We start from the raw sequence: 16,265 nt of genomic DNA, 5'->3' as shown, positions 1-16,265 counted from the left end.
CAAAAAAATGGATTTCTTAGAAAATGAAAATTTATCATTAATCGCGCAATCGGCAAGAGATTTTGCAAAACAATACATTCAACCGAATATAATGGAGTGGGATGAAGCTCAAACTTTTCCAGTTGAAGTTTTCAAAGAACTTGGAAAAATGGGATTCATGGGAATCGTTGTTCCAGAAGAATATGGAGGAAGTGGTTTGTCATATGATGAATATGTATCAATTGTAGATGAAATTTCACAAGTTGATCCTTCTATTGGTTTGTCTGTAGCGGCACATAATTCACTTTGTACAAATCATATTTTAGAATTCGGTAACGAAGAACAAAAACAACGTTGGTTACCAAAATTAGCAACAGCAGAATGGATTGGTGCTTGGGGATTAACAGAGCACAACACAGGATCTGATGCAGGAGGAATGTCTACAACAGCTGTAAAAGATGGAGATGAATGGGTGATTAACGGAGCAAAAAACTTTATTACACATGCAATTTCTGGTGATGTTGCGGTTGTGATGACAAGAACAGGAGAGAAAGGAGCTAAAAATAACGCGACAGCTTTTGTAATAGAAAAAGGAACGCCAGGTTTTACATCGGGTAAAAAAGAAAATAAATTAGGAATGCGTGCTTCGGAAACGGCAGAGTTAATCTTCGATAACGTACGTGTTTCGGATGCAAATCGTTTAGGAAATGTTGGTGATGGTTTCAAGCAAGCACTTAAGATTTTAGATGGTGGTCGTATCTCGATTGCAGCTTTATCTTTAGGAATCGCGAAAGGAGCATACAAAGCAGCATTGAAATATGCACAAGAGCGTCATCAATTTGGAACTGCAATTGCAAATTTCCAAGCAATTAACTTTAAATTGGCTGAAATGATTACAGAAATCGAAGCTTCAGAATTATTAATTCGTAAAGCATCTTATTTAAAAAATCATAAAAAACCAATGACGACAGAAGGTGCAATGGCAAAATATTATGCATCGGAAGCGTGTGTTAAAATCTCGAATGAAGCAGTTCAAATATTTGGTGGATACGGATATACAAAAGATTTTCCAGTAGAGAAATTCTACCGTGATTCTAAGCTATGTACAATAGGTGAAGGTACCACAGAAATACAAAAATTAGTTATTGGAAGAAATATTTTAAAAGATTAATAAAAAACGATTTGTTTAATTACTAAAGAGTTGTATATTTGCCATCTTAAAAAGAAATAGATAATATTATGTTAATTATACCAGTAAAAGACGGAGAGTCTATAGAAAGAGCATTAAAAAAATACAAAAGAAAATTTGATAAAACAGGAGTTGTACGTCAATTAAGATCTCGTCAACAATTTACAAAACCTTCTGTAGCAAAAAGACAACAATTAAGTCGTGCTATTTACAAACAATCTTTATTAGCTCAAGAAGAAGCTTAAAAATTGTTTTAAACAATATAAAGAAATTAATTTCTGTTGACCTATTTATTAAAGTTGTAACTTTGATGAATAGGTTTTTTTATGGAATTTATTCAACTATTCTTAGATTATTTAGCGCTCGAGAAAAACTATTCTACGCTAACAATTACTAGCTACAAAAGAGATTTGGACGATTTTGTTGAGTTCTATCAACAAGAAGAAAATTCGTCAGAAATACAACTTGCAACAAAAAATCATATTCGTGCATTTGTGATGCATTTATCAGAATTAGAAAAGTCTGAGAAAACAGTTAATCGCAAATTAAGCGCTTTACGAACGTTTTATAAATATTTGGTCAAAGAAAATCATCTTTCCATTAATCCAATCGAGCAAATTCATTCACTTAAACAAAATAAACAAGTTTTAGTACCTTTTACAGAAGCAGAATTGAATGATTTGTTGAATAATGATGAATTTTTCCCTGACACATTCGAAGGTTTACGTGATCGATTAATGATTGATGTAATGTATCAAACAGGAATTCGACGTGCCGAATTAATTGGTTTGAAAGAAAATGATATCGATCCGAATACACTTTCTATAAAAGTTCTTGGAAAAAGAAATAAAGAACGCATAATTCCTATTTCTACCTTTCTGTTAGAGGATTTGGCGAATTATAACACTAGAAAACATAACGAAATTACTTTACAATGTACGAATGTTTTTGTAACAGAAAAAGGAAAACCTTTGTACGATAATCTTGTTTATTCGAAAGTAAAATACTATCTTAGTCTTATAAGTGTAAAACATAAAAAAAGTCCTCATATGTTGAGGCATTCATTTGCGACTCATATGTTAGATTCAGGAGCAGATCTGAATGCAGTAAAAGATATTTTAGGGCATTCAAGTTTGTCATCGACTCAAATTTATACACATGGGAGTATAGAAAATTTAAAAAAAGTGTTTAACAAAGCTCACCCGCGTGAGAACAAAAAAGAGTAATTATGACAATTAACTTTCAAGCAGTAAACTTCAATACTAAACCAGGTTTAGAGGAGTATTTAGAGAAAAAATTAGAAAAATTAGAAACTTTGTCAGACAAAATCATTGCAGCGAATGTTTCTTTTAAATTAGAGAATACTGCAGAAAAAAATAACAAGACAGTTGATATTAAGTTAGAAGTACCAGGAGATGATATTGTTGTAAGTAAAACAGGACAATCTTTTGAAGAATGTATTGATTTAGCGGTAGATACATTAAAAAAATTAATTATCAGAAAAAAAGAAAAAATTAGCGAAAGATAAAAAATAGGGAATTGACTAAAAAAAGAACCTAAAAATTTGGTTAATTCAAAAAACAACGTAAATTTGCAGTCCGTTAAACAAACATATTTAACGGACTGTTCTTTTAAATAACGCTTTTAAAAACAAAAATGCCGATGTAGCTCAGCTGGCTAGAGCAGCTGATTTGTAATCAGCAGGTCGTGGGTTCGAGTCCCTCTATCGGCTCAAGGTTTTTAGAAGAACAAAAAAATAAGGCGGGGAGATACTCAAGCGGCCAACGAGGACGGACTGTAAATCCGTTGGGTAACCTTCGCAGGTTCGAATCCTGCTCTCCCCACAAACTTAATTTTTAAAATTTTTTGTGGTTTAGGATTTAATCTTTAAATTTGCAAAGCTTTTTAGAAGTGAATGCGGGAATAGCTCAATTGGTAGAGCGTCAGCCTTCCAAGCTGAATGTTGCGGGTTCGAGTCCCGTTTCCCGCTCAAATTCTGGTTCGTCCAGTATAGTTAATCTTTTAAGTAGTTGTTGAAACTCATTTAAACCAAGGTTAACGCGAGTCAAAAATTAATATCTTTATATAAATCAAAAAGTGTACTTTTACACTTGAAAATAATTTAAAGTTATTTTTTTAATTTAAGTATAACAATAGAAATTAATAAAAAGTAAAATGGCAAAGGAAACTTTCAACCGTAATAAGCCGCACTTAAATATTGGTACTATTGGTCACGTTGACCACGGTAAAACAACTTTGACTGCAGCGATTACTAAAGTATTAGCTGATGCTGGTTATTCAGAAGCAAAAGCTTTCGATCAAATCGATAATGCTCCAGAAGAAAAAGAGCGTGGTATTACAATTAATACATCTCACGTAGAGTATGAAACTGCTAACCGTCACTACGCACACGTTGACTGTCCAGGTCACGCGGATTACGTAAAAAACATGGTTACAGGAGCTGCTCAAATGGATGGTGGTATCTTAGTAGTAGCTGCTACTGATGGTCCAATGCCTCAAACTCGTGAGCACATCTTATTATGTCGCCAAGTAAACGTTCCTCGTATCGTTGTTTTCTTAAACAAAGTTGATATGGTTGACGATGCTGAGTTATTAGAGTTAGTAGAAATGGAAGTAAGAGATTTATTATCTTCTTACGAATATGACGGAGATAACACTCCAGTTATCCAAGGATCTGCTTTAGGTGCATTAAACGGTGAGCCTCAATGGGTTGAAACTGTATTAAACTTAATGAACAATGTTGATGAGTGGATTGAGCAACCAGTTCGTGATCAAGATAAACCATTCTTAATGCCAGTAGAGGATGTATTCTCTATTACAGGTCGTGGTACTGTTGCTACAGGACGTATCGAGGCTGGTGTAATTAACTCTGGGGATCCAGTTGACATCGTTGGTATGGGAGAAGAAAAATTAACTTCTACTGTAACAGGTGTTGAAATGTTCCGTAAAATCTTAGATAGAGGTGAAGCTGGTGATAACGTAGGTTTATTATTACGTGGTGTTGATAAAACTGACATCCGTCGTGGTATGGTTATCGCAAAACAAGGATCTGTTAAACCATACAAAAAATTCAAAGCTGAGGTTTATATCTTAACTAAAGAAGAAGGTGGTCGTCACACTCCATTCCATAACCGTTACCGTCCACAGTTCTACGTACGTACAACTGACGTAACAGGGGAAATCAACTTACCAGAAGGAGTTGAGATGGTTTTACCAGGAGATAACTTAACTATTACAGTTGAATTATTACAACCAATCGCATTAAACGAAGGTTTACGTTTCGCAATCCGTGAAGGTGGACGTACAGTTGGTGCTGGTCAGGTAACTGAAATTTTAGACTAATTAGTCAAAATATAATATAGAAGATGTGGTAATCTTCAATGATTACCACTCTTTTTATCTACGGGCATAGTTCAATGGTAGAATAGCGGTCTCCAAAACCGTTGATCAGGGTTCGAATCCTTGTGCCCGTGCTAAATAAAAACGATATGAAAGTCGTACAATATTTTAAAGATTCCTTTGTAGAATTTAAAGATCATGTTACATGGCCATCATTCTCAGATCTACAAAGAGACACAATTATTGTTGCAATAGCTACAGTTTTGTTAGCTATATTTTTATATGCGGTAGATACATTATTCACACAAGTGCTTAACTTTATCTACGGCGCTTTTTAGTTTGTAAAATATCCCGTTTAGTAATTAGAATCATGAGTGAAAAGAAATGGTATGTAATCAAGACTGTAGCTGGACAAGAGCTGAAAGTTAAGGATTATATTGAAAGAGAAATTCAGTACCAAAATTTGAATGATTATGTAGGACAAATTGTTGTTCCTATGGAAAAAGTGATTCAAATCCGTAACGGTAAAAAATATCAAAAGGAAAAAGTACACTTTCCTGGTTACATCATGATAGAAGCCGAACTTGTAGGGGAAATTCCTCACATGGTAAAGAATACATCAGGTGTAATTAGCTTTTTGAGTGCAACGAAAGGAGGTGATCCTGTACCAATGAGACAATCGGAAGTTAACCGAATGTTAGGTAAAGTTGACGAATTAGCAGAAAACGTTGATACAAACTTAGGAATATCTTACATCGTAGGAGAAACTGTAAAAGTAATCGACGGACCATTCAATGGCTTCAACGGAACAGTTGAAAAAATCATTGAAGATAAACGTAAACTTGAAGTGATGGTTTTAATCTTCGGACGTAAAACACCACTAGAGTTAAGTTTTAACCAAGTTGAAAAGATTGCATAATCAATCTATCAACAAATTAAAAGTAGAAATTTAGGCTGCTTCCACATAACGCTTAATTTTAAGAATTAAAAAAATGGCAAAAAAAATTGAAAAAGTTGTAAAACTTCAAGTTAAAGGAGGACAAGCAAATCCTTCGCCACCAGTAGGGCCAGCTTTAGGTGCTGCAGGTGTTAACATCATGGAGTTTTGTAAACAATTTAATGGACGTACACAAGAAAAACAAGGTGCAGTGTTACCAGTTGTTATTACTGTGTATCAAGACAAATCATTCGATTTCGTAATTAAAACTCCACCAGCTGCTATTCAGTTAATGGAAGCTGCGAAATTGAAAAAAGCATCAGGTGTACCAAACCGTCAAAAAGTTGGTACTGTTACTTGGGATCAAGTTAGAGCTATTGCTGAAGACAAATTAGCGGACATGAACTGTTTTACTGTTGAATCTGCTATGAAAATGGTTGCTGGAACTGCACGTTCTATGGGTATAACTGTAAAAGGTGGGCAAGCTCCAGAATAATTAAAACATTTTAGGAAATGGCAAAGTTAACAAAAAGACAAAAAGAAGTATTAGCTAAAGTAGAAAAAAACAAACTTTACTCTATTGATGAAGCATCATCATTAGTAAAGGAAGTTAACTACGCTAAGTTTGATGCTTCTGTAGATATAGCAGTTCGTTTAGGTGTAGATCCTAAGAAAGCTAACCAAATGGTTCGTGGTGTAGTTTCATTACCACACGGAACAGGTAAAGATGTAAAAGTATTAGCATTAGTTACTCCAGACAAAGAAGCAGAAGCTAAAGCAGCAGGTGCAGACTATGTAGGATTAGACGAATACTTACAAAAAATTAAAGAAGGTTGGACAGATGTTGACGTTATCGTTACTATGCCAGCTGTTATGGGTAAATTAGGACCATTAGGACGTGTTTTAGGACCTCGTGGATTAATGCCTAACCCAAAATCAGGTACTGTAACTTTAGAAGTAGGTAAAGCCGTTTCTGAAGTAAAAGCAGGTAAAATCGACTTCAAAGTAGATCGTTACGGAATCATCCACGCTGCAGTTGGTAAAGTATCTTTCGATGCTGATAAAATTAAAGAAAATGCGAATGAGTTAATTCAAACTTTAATTAAATTAAAACCAACAGCTGCTAAAGGAACATATGTAAAAAGCATCACGCTTTCTACAACTCAATCTGTAGGTGTATCAGTAGATCCAAAAAGTGTAAACGCTTAAAATTAGTAGATTATGGCAATGACAAAACAAGATAAAGCAAATATGATAGATGAATTGCAAGCTGTATTAGCAGAAGCAAAAATCATCTACTTAGCAGATATCGACGGATTAAACGCTGTTAATACTACTGAATTAAGAAGAGCTTGCTTCAAAAGCAATGTATCTTTACGCGTAGTAAAAAACACTTTATTAAAGAAAGCTATGGAGCAAATCGAAGACAAAAACTTCGAAGAGCTTTACGGATCTTTAAAAGGAAATACAGCATTAATGACTGCTGAAGTTGGTAATGCACCAGCTAAAGTAATCGATACTTTCAGAAAAAAATCTGAAAAACCTATTTTAAAAGGAGCTTGGATTGAAGATAATACATTCGTAGGTGATGACAAATTACCACAATTAGTAGCATTGAAATCTCGCGAAGAATTAATCGCAGACATCATCATGTTACTTCAATCTCCAATCAAAACTGTTGTTTCTCAATTAGAGAACAAAGAGGCTGCAAAAGCAGAAGAAGGAGCTTCAGAAGAATAAGACACACTCATATCAAATAAAAGTTTAAAAAACAAAAAGCATTAAAATGGCAGATTTAAAAAAATTAGCTGAAGAGTTAGTAAACTTAACAGTTTTAGAAGTTAATGAATTATCTACAATCTTAAAAGATGAATACGGAATCGAACCAGCTGCTGCTGCTGTAGTTGTTGCTGCAGGTGGAGCAGGTGAAGCTGCTGAAGAGCAATCAGAATTCGACGTAATCTTAAAAGAAGCAGGTGCATCTAAATTAGCAGTTGTTAAATTAGTTAAAGAATTAACTGGAAAAGGATTAAAAGAAGCTAAAGATTTAGTAGATTCAACTCCAGCAACAGTTAAAGAAGCAGTTTCTAAAGACGAAGCTGAAGCTTTAAAGAAACAGCTAGAAGAAGCTGGTGCAGTAGTAGAATTGAAGTAATTTTTATTACTCAAAAATATAGGTTTGGACCTAACACAGGACGTGTTAGGTCTAAACCTTTTTACGCATAAAGTCATTATATAAACCAAAATTCATTCGAAATTGGCCACTAAAGCAACATTAAGCAACTCGACTGAGAAAAAAGAAAGATTGAACTTCTCTTCTGCAAAAGCAGTCGCTCAGTTCCCAGATTTCCTTGACATTCAGATCAAATCGTTTGAAGATTTTTTCCAGTTGGAAACAAGACCTGACCAACGAAAAAATGAAGGTCTTTACCGAACATTTGCTGAGAATTTTCCAATTACGGATACTCGCAATCAGTTTGTTTTAGAATTCTTAGATTATTTCGTAGATCCACCACGTTACACAATTGATGAGTGTATCGAAAGAGGATTAACGTACAGCGTACCATTGAAAGCTCGTCTTAAATTGTACTGTACGGACGAAGAACACGAAGATTTCGAAACTGTAGTGCAAGACGTATACTTAGGAACAATTCCTTATATGTCTCCTTCAGGATCATTCATTATTAATGGTGCAGAGCGTGTTATTGTATCTCAATTACACCGTTCTCCTGGGGTATTCTTCGGACAATCTTTCCACGCGAATGGTACAAAATTGTACTCATCTCGTATCATTCCTTTCAAAGGATCTTGGATTGAGTTCGCAACAGACATCAACAGCGTAATGTACGCTTACATCGATCGTAAGAAAAAGTTACCATTAACTACCTTATTACGTGCTATCGGATACGAAAGAGATAAAGATATCTTAGAAATTTTCGACTTAGCAGAAGAAGTAAAAGTTAATAAAGCTAATTTAAAGAAAGTTGTAGGTCGTAAACTTGCTGCACGTGTATTAAATACATGGCACGAGGATTTCGTAGATGAAGATACAGGAGAAGTTGTATCTATCGAGCGTAATGAAATTATCTTAGACCGTGAAACAATCTTAGAGAAAGATCACATCGATCAAATCGTAGATTCTGGTGTTAAGACGATTTTATTACACAAAGAAGACATCAATTCTGCTGATTATGGAATTATCCATAATACTTTACAAAAAGACCCTACTAATACTGAAAAAGAGGCAGTAGAGTATATCTATAGACAATTACGTAACGCTGAGCCACCAGATGAGGAAACAGCAAGAGGAATTATTGACAAATTATTCTTCTCTGATCAACGTTATTCATTAGGTGAAGTAGGTCGTTACAGATTAAATAAAAAATTAGGCTTAAGCATTAGCGAGGACGTACAAGTATTGACTCGTGAAGATATCATTTCGATTATTAAATACTTAATCGAATTAATCAACTCTAAAGCAGAGGTGGATGATATCGACCACTTATCTAACCGTCGTGTAAGAACGGTAGGTGAGCAAATGGCTAGCCAATTCGGAGTAGGTTTAGCTCGTATGGCTAGAACTATCCGTGAAAGAATGAATGTTCGTGACAACGAGGTGTTTACACCAATCGATTTGATTAATGCTAAAACATTATCATCTGTTATCAACTCATTCTTCGGAACGAACCAGTTATCTCAGTTCATGGACCAAACAAATCCATTATCAGAGATTACACACAAACGTCGTTTATCAGCATTAGGACCTGGAGGTTTATCAAGAGAAAGAGCGGGATTCGAGGTACGTGACGTACACCACACTCATTACGGACGTTTATGTCCAATTGAAACTCCTGAGGGACCAAACATTGGTTTGATTTCGTCATTATGTGTATTCGCTAAAGTTAATAACTTAGGGTTCATCGAAACACCGTACAGAAAAGTAGAAGATGGAAAAGTGGACGTCGAATCAGCACCAATCTATTTAACTGCGGAAGAGGAGGAATCAAAAGTAATTGCTCAAGCCAATATCGACATGACAGACGATGGTACTATTGCTACTGAACGTGTAACTGCTCGTGAAGATGGGGATTTCCCTGTTGTAACGCCAGCAGAAGTTGATTTAATTGACGTTGCACCTAACCAGATTGCATCTATCTCAGCATCATTAATTCCTTTCTTGGAGCATGATGACGCCAACCGTGCGTTAATGGGATCGAACATGATGCGTCAGGCAGTTCCATTATTAAAACCTCAAGCACCAATTGTAGGTACTGGATTAGAAAAACAAGTTGCAAAAGATTCAAGAATCTTAGTAAATGCAGAACGTGAAGGTACAGTAACTTATGTTGATGCTGACATTATAACAATTAAATATGATCGCTCAGAAGACGAAGAATTAGTAAGCTTCGATACTGCTGAGAAAACATATAATTTAACAAAATTCAGAAAAACCAATCAAGGAACTACAATTACGTTGAAACCAATTGTAAAAGTTGGCGATCGTGTAGAGAAAGGACAAGTTTTATCTGAAGGTTATGCAACAGAAGGAGGGGAATTAGCAATTGGTCGTAACATGGTTGTTGCCTTCATGCCTTGGCAAGGGTACAACTTCGAGGATGCCATTGTAATCTCTGAGAAAGCTGTTCGCGAAGACTGGTTTACATCTATCCACATCGATGAATATTCATTAGATGTACGTGATACAAAATTAGGTATGGAAGAATTAACTTCAGACATTCCTAACGTTTCGGAAGAGGCTACAAAAGACTTAGACGAAAACGGTATGATCCGTATCGGAGCAGAAGTAAAACCTGGTGATATCTTGATTGGTAAGATTACTCCAAAAGGAGAATCTGATCCAACTCCAGAAGAAAAATTATTACGTGCGATTTTTGGTGACAAAGCAGGTGATGTAAAAGATGCTTCTCTTAAAGCTTCTCCATCATTACGTGGTGTTGTTATCGACAAAAAATTATTCTCACGTAGTATTAAGGATAAACGCAAACGTTCTCAAGACAAAGCTATCATTGATAGTGTAGAAGCTGAGTACGACGTTAAATTCAACGAATTAAGAGAGATTTTATTAGAGAAATTATACGTTTTATTAAACGGAAAAACTTCTCAAGGTATTTACAACGACTTGAACGAAGAAGTAATCAAGAAAGGTGTAAAATACACGCAAAAAATCTTATCTAATGTTGAAGATTTCTTAAACTTAACTGGAGCAGAATCTCTTTGGACAACAGACGAGGATAAGAACGAATTAGTAAAAGAATTGTTACATAATTACAAAATTAAGTACAATGATTTACAAGGAGCACTTAACCGCGAAAGATTTACAATTTCTGTTGGAGACGAGTTACCTGCAGGTATCGTTAAATTAGCGAAAATCTACATTGCGAAAAAACGTAAACTAAGAGTAGGGGATAAAATGGCAGGACGTCACGGTAACAAAGGTATTGTTGCACGTATCGTTCGCGACGAAGATATGCCTTTCTTAGAAGACGGAACGCCAGTAAATATCGTGCTTAACCCACTTGGGGTACCATCTCGTATGAATATCGGTCAGATTTATGAAACGGTATTAGGATGGGCTGGACTTAAAATGGGTCAAAAATTTGCTACACCTATCTTCGATGGTGCTGAAATCGCTGATATCGATCGCATCACAGAAGAAGCAGGTATTCCAAAACACGGTACAACATATTTATATGATGGTAACACTGGAGAACGTTTTGATCAAAAAGCTACTGTAGGTGTGATTTACATGTTGAAATTAGGACACATGGTTGATGATAAAATGCACGCGCGTTCTATCGGACCATACTCATTAATTACTCAACAACCATTAGGAGGTAAAGCACAATTTGGTGGACAACGTTTCGGAGAGATGGAGGTTTGGGCATTAGAAGCATTCGGTGCAGCTAATATCTTACGCGAAATCTTAACAGTTAAGTCGGATGACGTAATTGGACGTGCGAAAACTTACGAAGCAATCGTAAAAGGAGAGCCAATGCCAGAACCTGGTATTCCAGAATCATTTAACGTATTGTTACATGAATTACAAGGTCTTGGATTAGACATAAACTTGGAAGAATAATAGGGTAACCTATTATTCTACCTTTTTCGTTATAATAATATAATTGTTAGATACATTTCTATATGTCAACAAAAAATAAAACAAGTCAATTCTCAAAAATCCGTATCGGGTTAGCTTCTCCAGAATCGATTCTTCAAGAATCTAAAGGTGAAGTTTTAAAACCTGAAACGATTAACTATAGAACGCACAAACCAGAGCGTGACGGGTTATTCTGTGAGCGTATCTTTGGACCTGTAAAAGATTACGAATGTGCCTGCGGAAAATATAAAAGAATCCGTTATAAAGGTATCGTTTGTGACCGTTGTGGGGTTGAAGTTACTGAAAAGAAAGTTCGTCGTGAGCGTATTGGACACATCAATCTTGTTGTGCCAATTGCACATATTTGGTATTTCCGTTCATTACCAAACAAAATTGGTTACATCTTAGGATTACCATCTAAGAAATTAGACATGGTAATTTACTATGAAAGATATGTAGTGATTCAACCAGGTATCGCAAAAGGACCAGAAGGTGAAGAATTAAATAGATTAGATTTCTTATCAGAAGAAGAGTATTTAGATATCTTAGAAACTCTTCCAATCGAGAATCAATATCTAGAAGATACAGATCCTAATAAATTCGTTGCGAAAATGGGTGCTGAAGCATTAGAAGACCTATTATCTCGTATCAATTTAGATGAGTTATCTTACGAATTAAGACACAAAGCACACAACGAAACTTCTAAACAACGTCGTACAGAAGCGTTAAAACGTTTACAAGTTGTTGAGTCGTTACGTGAGTCAAATATGCACCACGTAAACCGCCCAGAATGGATGGTAATGCGCGTTATTCCGGTTATTCCACCAGAATTACGTCCGTTAGTTCCATTAGATGGTGGTTGTTTTGCAACATCAGATTTAAATGATTTATATCGTCGTGTAATTATCCGTAACAATCGTTTGAAACGATTAATGGAAATCAAAGCGCCAGAAGTAATCTTACGTAATGAAAAACGTATGTTACAAGAAGCTGTTGATTCATTATTCGATAACACGCGTAAAGCATCTGCTGTAAAAGCTGATGGTAACCGTCCGTTAAAATCATTATCTGATTCATTAAAAGGTAAACAAGGTCGTTTCCGTCAAAACTTATTAGGTAAACGTGTAGATTATTCTGCTCGTTCTGTAATTGTTGTTGGACCAACACTTAAATTACACGAATGTGGTTTACCAAAAGATATGGCAGCTGAATTATACAAACCATTCGTAGTTCGTAAATTAATCGAGCGTGGAATTGTAAAAACAGTTAAATCGGCTAAGAAAATTATCGATAGAAAAGAGCCAGTTGTTTGGGATATTTTAGAAAATGTAATCAAAGGTCATCCAGTTTTATTAAACCGTGCCCCTACGTTACACCGTTTAGGTATCCAAGCGTTCCAACCGAAATTAATCGAAGGTAAAGCAATTCGTTTACACCCATTAGTGTGTACTGCCTTCAATGCCGATTTCGATGGTGACCAGATGGCCGTTCACTTACCATTAGGACCAGAAGCTGTTTTAGAAGCACAATTATTAATGTTGGCTTCTCAAAATATTTTGAATCCTGCAAATGGTTCTCCAATTACTGTACCTTCTCAGGATATGGTTTTAGGTCTTTACTACATGACGAAAATTCGTCGTACAGACCACCAATTTACAGTAAAAGGAGAAGGATTAACTTTCTATTCAGATGAAGAAGTTCAAATTGCATACAACGAAGGAGCTGTTGACTTAAACGCGCCAATTCGTGTAAAAGGAACAATTCGTGTAGGAGAGGAGTTGATAGAAAATCAATTAATCGAAACTTCTGTAGGACGTGTGTTATTCAACCAAATCGTTCCGAAACAAGTAGGTTATATTAATGAAGTATTAACGAAAAAATCGTTACGTACAATTATTAATAAAATTATCAAGATTACAGATTTCCCTACAACGGCTGCTTTCTTAGATGATATGAAACAATTAGGATACCGTAATGCCTTCGAGGGTGGTTTATCATTCTCATTAGGAGATATCTTAATCCCAGAACAAAAGAAAGACCTTATCTCAGGTGCGATCAACCAAGTTGAGAACATTAAGATGAACTATAACATGGGTCTTATTACAAATAACGAACGTTACAACCAAGTTATTGATGTTTGGACAACAACAAACGCGACATTAACAGAAATTGTAATGAAACGTATGACAGAAGATCAACAAGGATTTAACTCTGTATTCATGATGCTTGATTCTGGAGCACGTGGATCTAAAGAGCAAATTCGTCAGTTATCAGGTATGCGTGGATTGATGGCTAAACCTCAAAAAGCTGGTTCTACTGGTGGGGATATCATCGAAAACCCAATTATCTCTAACTTCCGTGAAGGTCTGTCTATCTTAGAGTACTTTATTTCTTCGCACGGTGCGCGTAAAGGTCTTGCCGATACTGCCTTAAAAACTGCCGATGCTGGATACTTGACTCGTCGTTTAGTTGACGTTGCACAAGACGTTATCGTAATGCACGAAGATTGTGGTACATTAAGAGGTTTAGAAGTATCTGCACTTAAGAAAAAAGAGGAAATCATCGAAAGTTTATCTTCTCGTGTATTAGGTCGTACTTCATTAAATGATATTTACAACCCAGATAATGGTGAATTAATCATTTCTGCTGGTAACATTATTACAGAAGATATTGGTGATGCTTTAGAAGCAGCTGGTATTGAAAATGTAGAAGTTCGTTCTCCATTAACATGTGAAGCGAAAACTGGAATTTGTGCTAAATGTTACGGACGTAACTTAGCTACAGGTAAAGGTGTTCAGAAAGGTGAATCAGTTGGTGTAGTTGCTGCACAATCTATTGGTGAGCCTGGTACACAGTTAACATTACGTACTTTCCACGTTGGGGGTACTGCGGGTAACGTTTCTGAGCAAAATACAATTAATGCTAAAGTTGATGGTACAGTTGAGTTTGATGATTTACGTACTGTTGAATCGATAGATGATGCAGGTAACAAAGTAGATACAGTTGTTTCTCGTTCTACAGAGATGAAAGTAATTGACGATTTAGGAAACGTTCGTCAACAAACTAACATCGCTTATGGTACTATCTTATCTGTTAAAAACGGAGCTAAAGTTCAAAAAGGTCAAGAGATTGCAAGTTGGGACCCTTATAACGGGGTTATCATTGCGGAATCTACTGGTAAAATCGAGTACGAACAATTAGAGCAAGGAGTAACTTTCCAAATTGAAATCGATGAGCAAACAGGATTCCAAGAAAAAGTTATTTCTGAATCACGTAATAAAAAATTAGTTCCAGCGTTAAGAGTTATCACAATTGATGGTGAAGAAAAAACATACAACTTACCAGTAGGTGCACACTTAATGGTAAATGATGGTGAAAAAATTAATGCAGGTAAAATCTTAGTTAAGATTCCTCGTAAGTCAGCTAAATCTGGCGATATTACAGGAGGTTTACCTCGTATTACAGAGTTGTTAGAGGCTCGTAATCCATCTAATCCAGCAGTTGTTTGTGAAATGGATGGAGTTGTTTCTTTTGGTAAAATAAAACGTGGTAACCGTGAAATCATCGTTGAATCTAAAAATGGTGAAATCCGTCGTTACTTAGTTAAATTATCAGCACAGATCTTAGTTCAAGAAAATGACTTCGTACGTGCAGGTGAGCCTTTATCAGATGGAGCAATTACACCAGAAGATATTTTAAGAATCTTAGGGCCAACAGCGGTTCAAGAATACTTAGTAAACGAGATTCAAGATGTATACCGTTTACAAGGGGTAAAAATTGATGACAAACACTTCGAAATTATCGTACGTCAAATGTTACGTAAAGTTCGTATTGTAGACTCAGGAGATTCAAGATTCTTAGAAGATAGTTTAGAGCACAAAGACGATTTCATGCAAGAAAACGATCGTTTATTTGGAATGAAAGTCGTAGAAGATGCTGGTGATTCTGACACATTAAGTCCAGGACAAATCATCACAGTTCGCGAATTACGTGACGAAAACTCTAAATTAAAACGTGAAGACAAAAACTTAGTGACAGCTCGTGAGGCTTTACCTGCAACAGCAGAAGCCGTTTTACAAGGTATTACAAGAGCATCTTTACAAACTAAATCTTTCATGTCTGCGGCATCGTTCCAGGAAACTACAAAAGTTCTTAACGAAGCAGCTGTAGCTGGTAAAGTAGACGGTTTAGTAGGATTAAAAGAAAACGTTATTGTTGGACACTTAATTCCTGCCGGAACTGGATTAAAAGAGTATCAAAACATCATCGTAGGATCTAACCGTGAATACGAGGAATTAATAAACGCAAAACAAGAATTATAATGTCAGAAAATCAACAAAACGAAGGATTAAACATTGAGTTAAACGAATTAGTAGCTCAAGGTGTTTATGCTACAGGAGCAATCATCAACCACTCACCATCTGAGTTCGTTGTAGATTTCGTTCAATTTTTACCAGGTGCTAGACCATCAGTAAAATCAAGAATTATTTTGTCTCCATTACAAGCAAAACAATTATCTCAATCGTTAGCAGAAAACGTAACTAACTTTGAGAAAAGCTTTGGTGAAATCAAAGAACCTCAAGTAAACAACGGTACTGCAACTTACGAAGCTTAAGAATCATTCTTAATATTTCAAAAAGTCCCTCAATCTTAGATTGGGGGATTTTTTTATGTAATCAAAA

The 16,265-nt window shown here is 35.7% G+C and carries 14 protein-coding genes and 4 tRNA genes; all 18 read left to right on the top strand.

Annotated elements, in window-relative coordinates; all coding sequences use genetic code 11:
- Positions 1-7 precede the first annotated feature (7 nt).
- The 18 genes from G0Q09_RS01605 (at position 8) to G0Q09_RS01520 (ending at position 16,198) form a co-directional block, all read left to right on the top strand.
- Positions 8-1,150 carry an acyl-CoA dehydrogenase family protein gene (locus G0Q09_RS01605; protein ID WP_038331167.1) on the top strand — a complete coding sequence of 381 codons (1,143 nt, stop codon included), beginning with the start codon at positions 8-10 and terminating at the stop codon, positions 1,148-1,150.
- Between the two features lie 68 nt (positions 1,151-1,218).
- Positions 1,219-1,413, top strand: a complete 195-nt coding sequence (gene rpsU, locus G0Q09_RS01600) for a 30S ribosomal protein S21 (protein WP_219033764.1) — start codon at positions 1,219-1,221, stop codon at positions 1,411-1,413.
- An 81-nt stretch (positions 1,414-1,494) separates the two neighbouring features.
- Positions 1,495-2,394, top strand: coding sequence for a tyrosine-type recombinase/integrase (locus tag G0Q09_RS01595; RefSeq protein ID WP_125349436.1), 900 nt, complete (start codon positions 1,495-1,497; stop codon positions 2,392-2,394).
- Between the two features lie 2 nt (positions 2,395-2,396).
- Positions 2,397-2,696 (top strand): ribosome hibernation-promoting factor, HPF/YfiA family, encoded by a 300-nt coding sequence (gene hpf / locus G0Q09_RS01590; protein WP_038331066.1) that lies wholly within the window; start codon positions 2,397-2,399, stop codon positions 2,694-2,696.
- A gap of 130 nt (positions 2,697-2,826) precedes the next feature.
- Positions 2,827-2,900 (top strand) — tRNA-Thr (locus G0Q09_RS01585).
- A 31-nt stretch (positions 2,901-2,931) separates the two neighbouring features.
- Positions 2,932-3,012: transfer RNA gene (locus G0Q09_RS01580), tRNA-Tyr, on the top strand.
- A 73-nt stretch (positions 3,013-3,085) separates the two neighbouring features.
- Positions 3,086-3,158, top strand: a tRNA-Gly gene (locus G0Q09_RS01575).
- Between the two features lie 185 nt (positions 3,159-3,343).
- The gene (gene tuf, locus G0Q09_RS01570) at positions 3,344-4,531 is read left to right on the top strand and encodes an elongation factor Tu (protein WP_219033763.1); all 1,188 of its coding nucleotides are present in this window, start codon (positions 3,344-3,346) and stop codon (positions 4,529-4,531) included.
- Positions 4,532-4,591: 60 nt separating this feature from the next.
- Positions 4,592-4,662: transfer RNA gene (locus G0Q09_RS01565), tRNA-Trp, on the top strand.
- Between the two features lie 15 nt (positions 4,663-4,677).
- Positions 4,678-4,866 (top strand): preprotein translocase subunit SecE, encoded by a 189-nt coding sequence (secE, locus tag G0Q09_RS01560; RefSeq protein WP_038331172.1) that lies wholly within the window; start codon positions 4,678-4,680, stop codon positions 4,864-4,866.
- A gap of 32 nt (positions 4,867-4,898) precedes the next feature.
- On the top strand, positions 4,899-5,447 hold the full coding sequence (gene nusG / locus G0Q09_RS01555; protein WP_219033762.1) for a transcription termination/antitermination protein NusG: 549 nt from the start codon (positions 4,899-4,901) through the stop codon (positions 5,445-5,447).
- Between the two features lie 73 nt (positions 5,448-5,520).
- Positions 5,521-5,961 (top strand): 50S ribosomal protein L11, encoded by a 441-nt coding sequence (rplK, locus tag G0Q09_RS01550; RefSeq protein ID WP_038331069.1) that lies wholly within the window; start codon positions 5,521-5,523, stop codon positions 5,959-5,961.
- Between the two features lie 17 nt (positions 5,962-5,978).
- A complete protein-coding gene (gene rplA / locus G0Q09_RS01545) occupies positions 5,979-6,674 on the top strand; it encodes a 50S ribosomal protein L1 (RefSeq protein WP_038331070.1) in 696 nt (231 codons plus the stop codon).
- 18 nt (positions 6,675-6,692) lie between these two features.
- Positions 6,693-7,205 carry a 50S ribosomal protein L10 gene (gene rplJ, locus G0Q09_RS01540; RefSeq protein ID WP_125349460.1) on the top strand — a complete coding sequence of 171 codons (513 nt, stop codon included), beginning with the start codon at positions 6,693-6,695 and terminating at the stop codon, positions 7,203-7,205.
- Positions 7,206-7,251: 46 nt separating this feature from the next.
- On the top strand, positions 7,252-7,620 hold the full coding sequence (gene rplL, locus G0Q09_RS01535; protein WP_019974307.1) for a 50S ribosomal protein L7/L12: 369 nt from the start codon (positions 7,252-7,254) through the stop codon (positions 7,618-7,620).
- A gap of 102 nt (positions 7,621-7,722) precedes the next feature.
- Positions 7,723-11,565: a DNA-directed RNA polymerase subunit beta gene (rpoB, locus tag G0Q09_RS01530; protein WP_114998857.1), complete on the top strand. Its 3,843-nt coding sequence runs from the start codon at positions 7,723-7,725 to the stop codon at positions 11,563-11,565.
- A gap of 62 nt (positions 11,566-11,627) precedes the next feature.
- The gene (rpoC, locus tag G0Q09_RS01525; RefSeq protein ID WP_219033761.1) at positions 11,628-15,905 is read left to right on the top strand and encodes a DNA-directed RNA polymerase subunit beta'; all 4,278 of its coding nucleotides are present in this window, start codon (positions 11,628-11,630) and stop codon (positions 15,903-15,905) included.
- Entirely contained in the window at positions 15,905-16,198 is a 294-nt protein-coding gene (locus tag G0Q09_RS01520; protein ID WP_038331074.1) for a DUF3467 domain-containing protein, read from the top strand. Before rpoC ends, G0Q09_RS01520 begins: the two co-directional genes overlap by 1 nt.
- Positions 16,199-16,265 lie beyond the last annotated feature (67 nt).

This window comes from Empedobacter falsenii, assembly GCF_019308355.1.
Classification (GTDB): Bacteria; Bacteroidota; Bacteroidia; order Flavobacteriales; family Weeksellaceae; genus Empedobacter; species Empedobacter falsenii_B.
The sequence above is the reverse complement of the archived record's forward strand: the minus strand, read 5'-3'. Positions and strand labels throughout refer to the sequence as shown.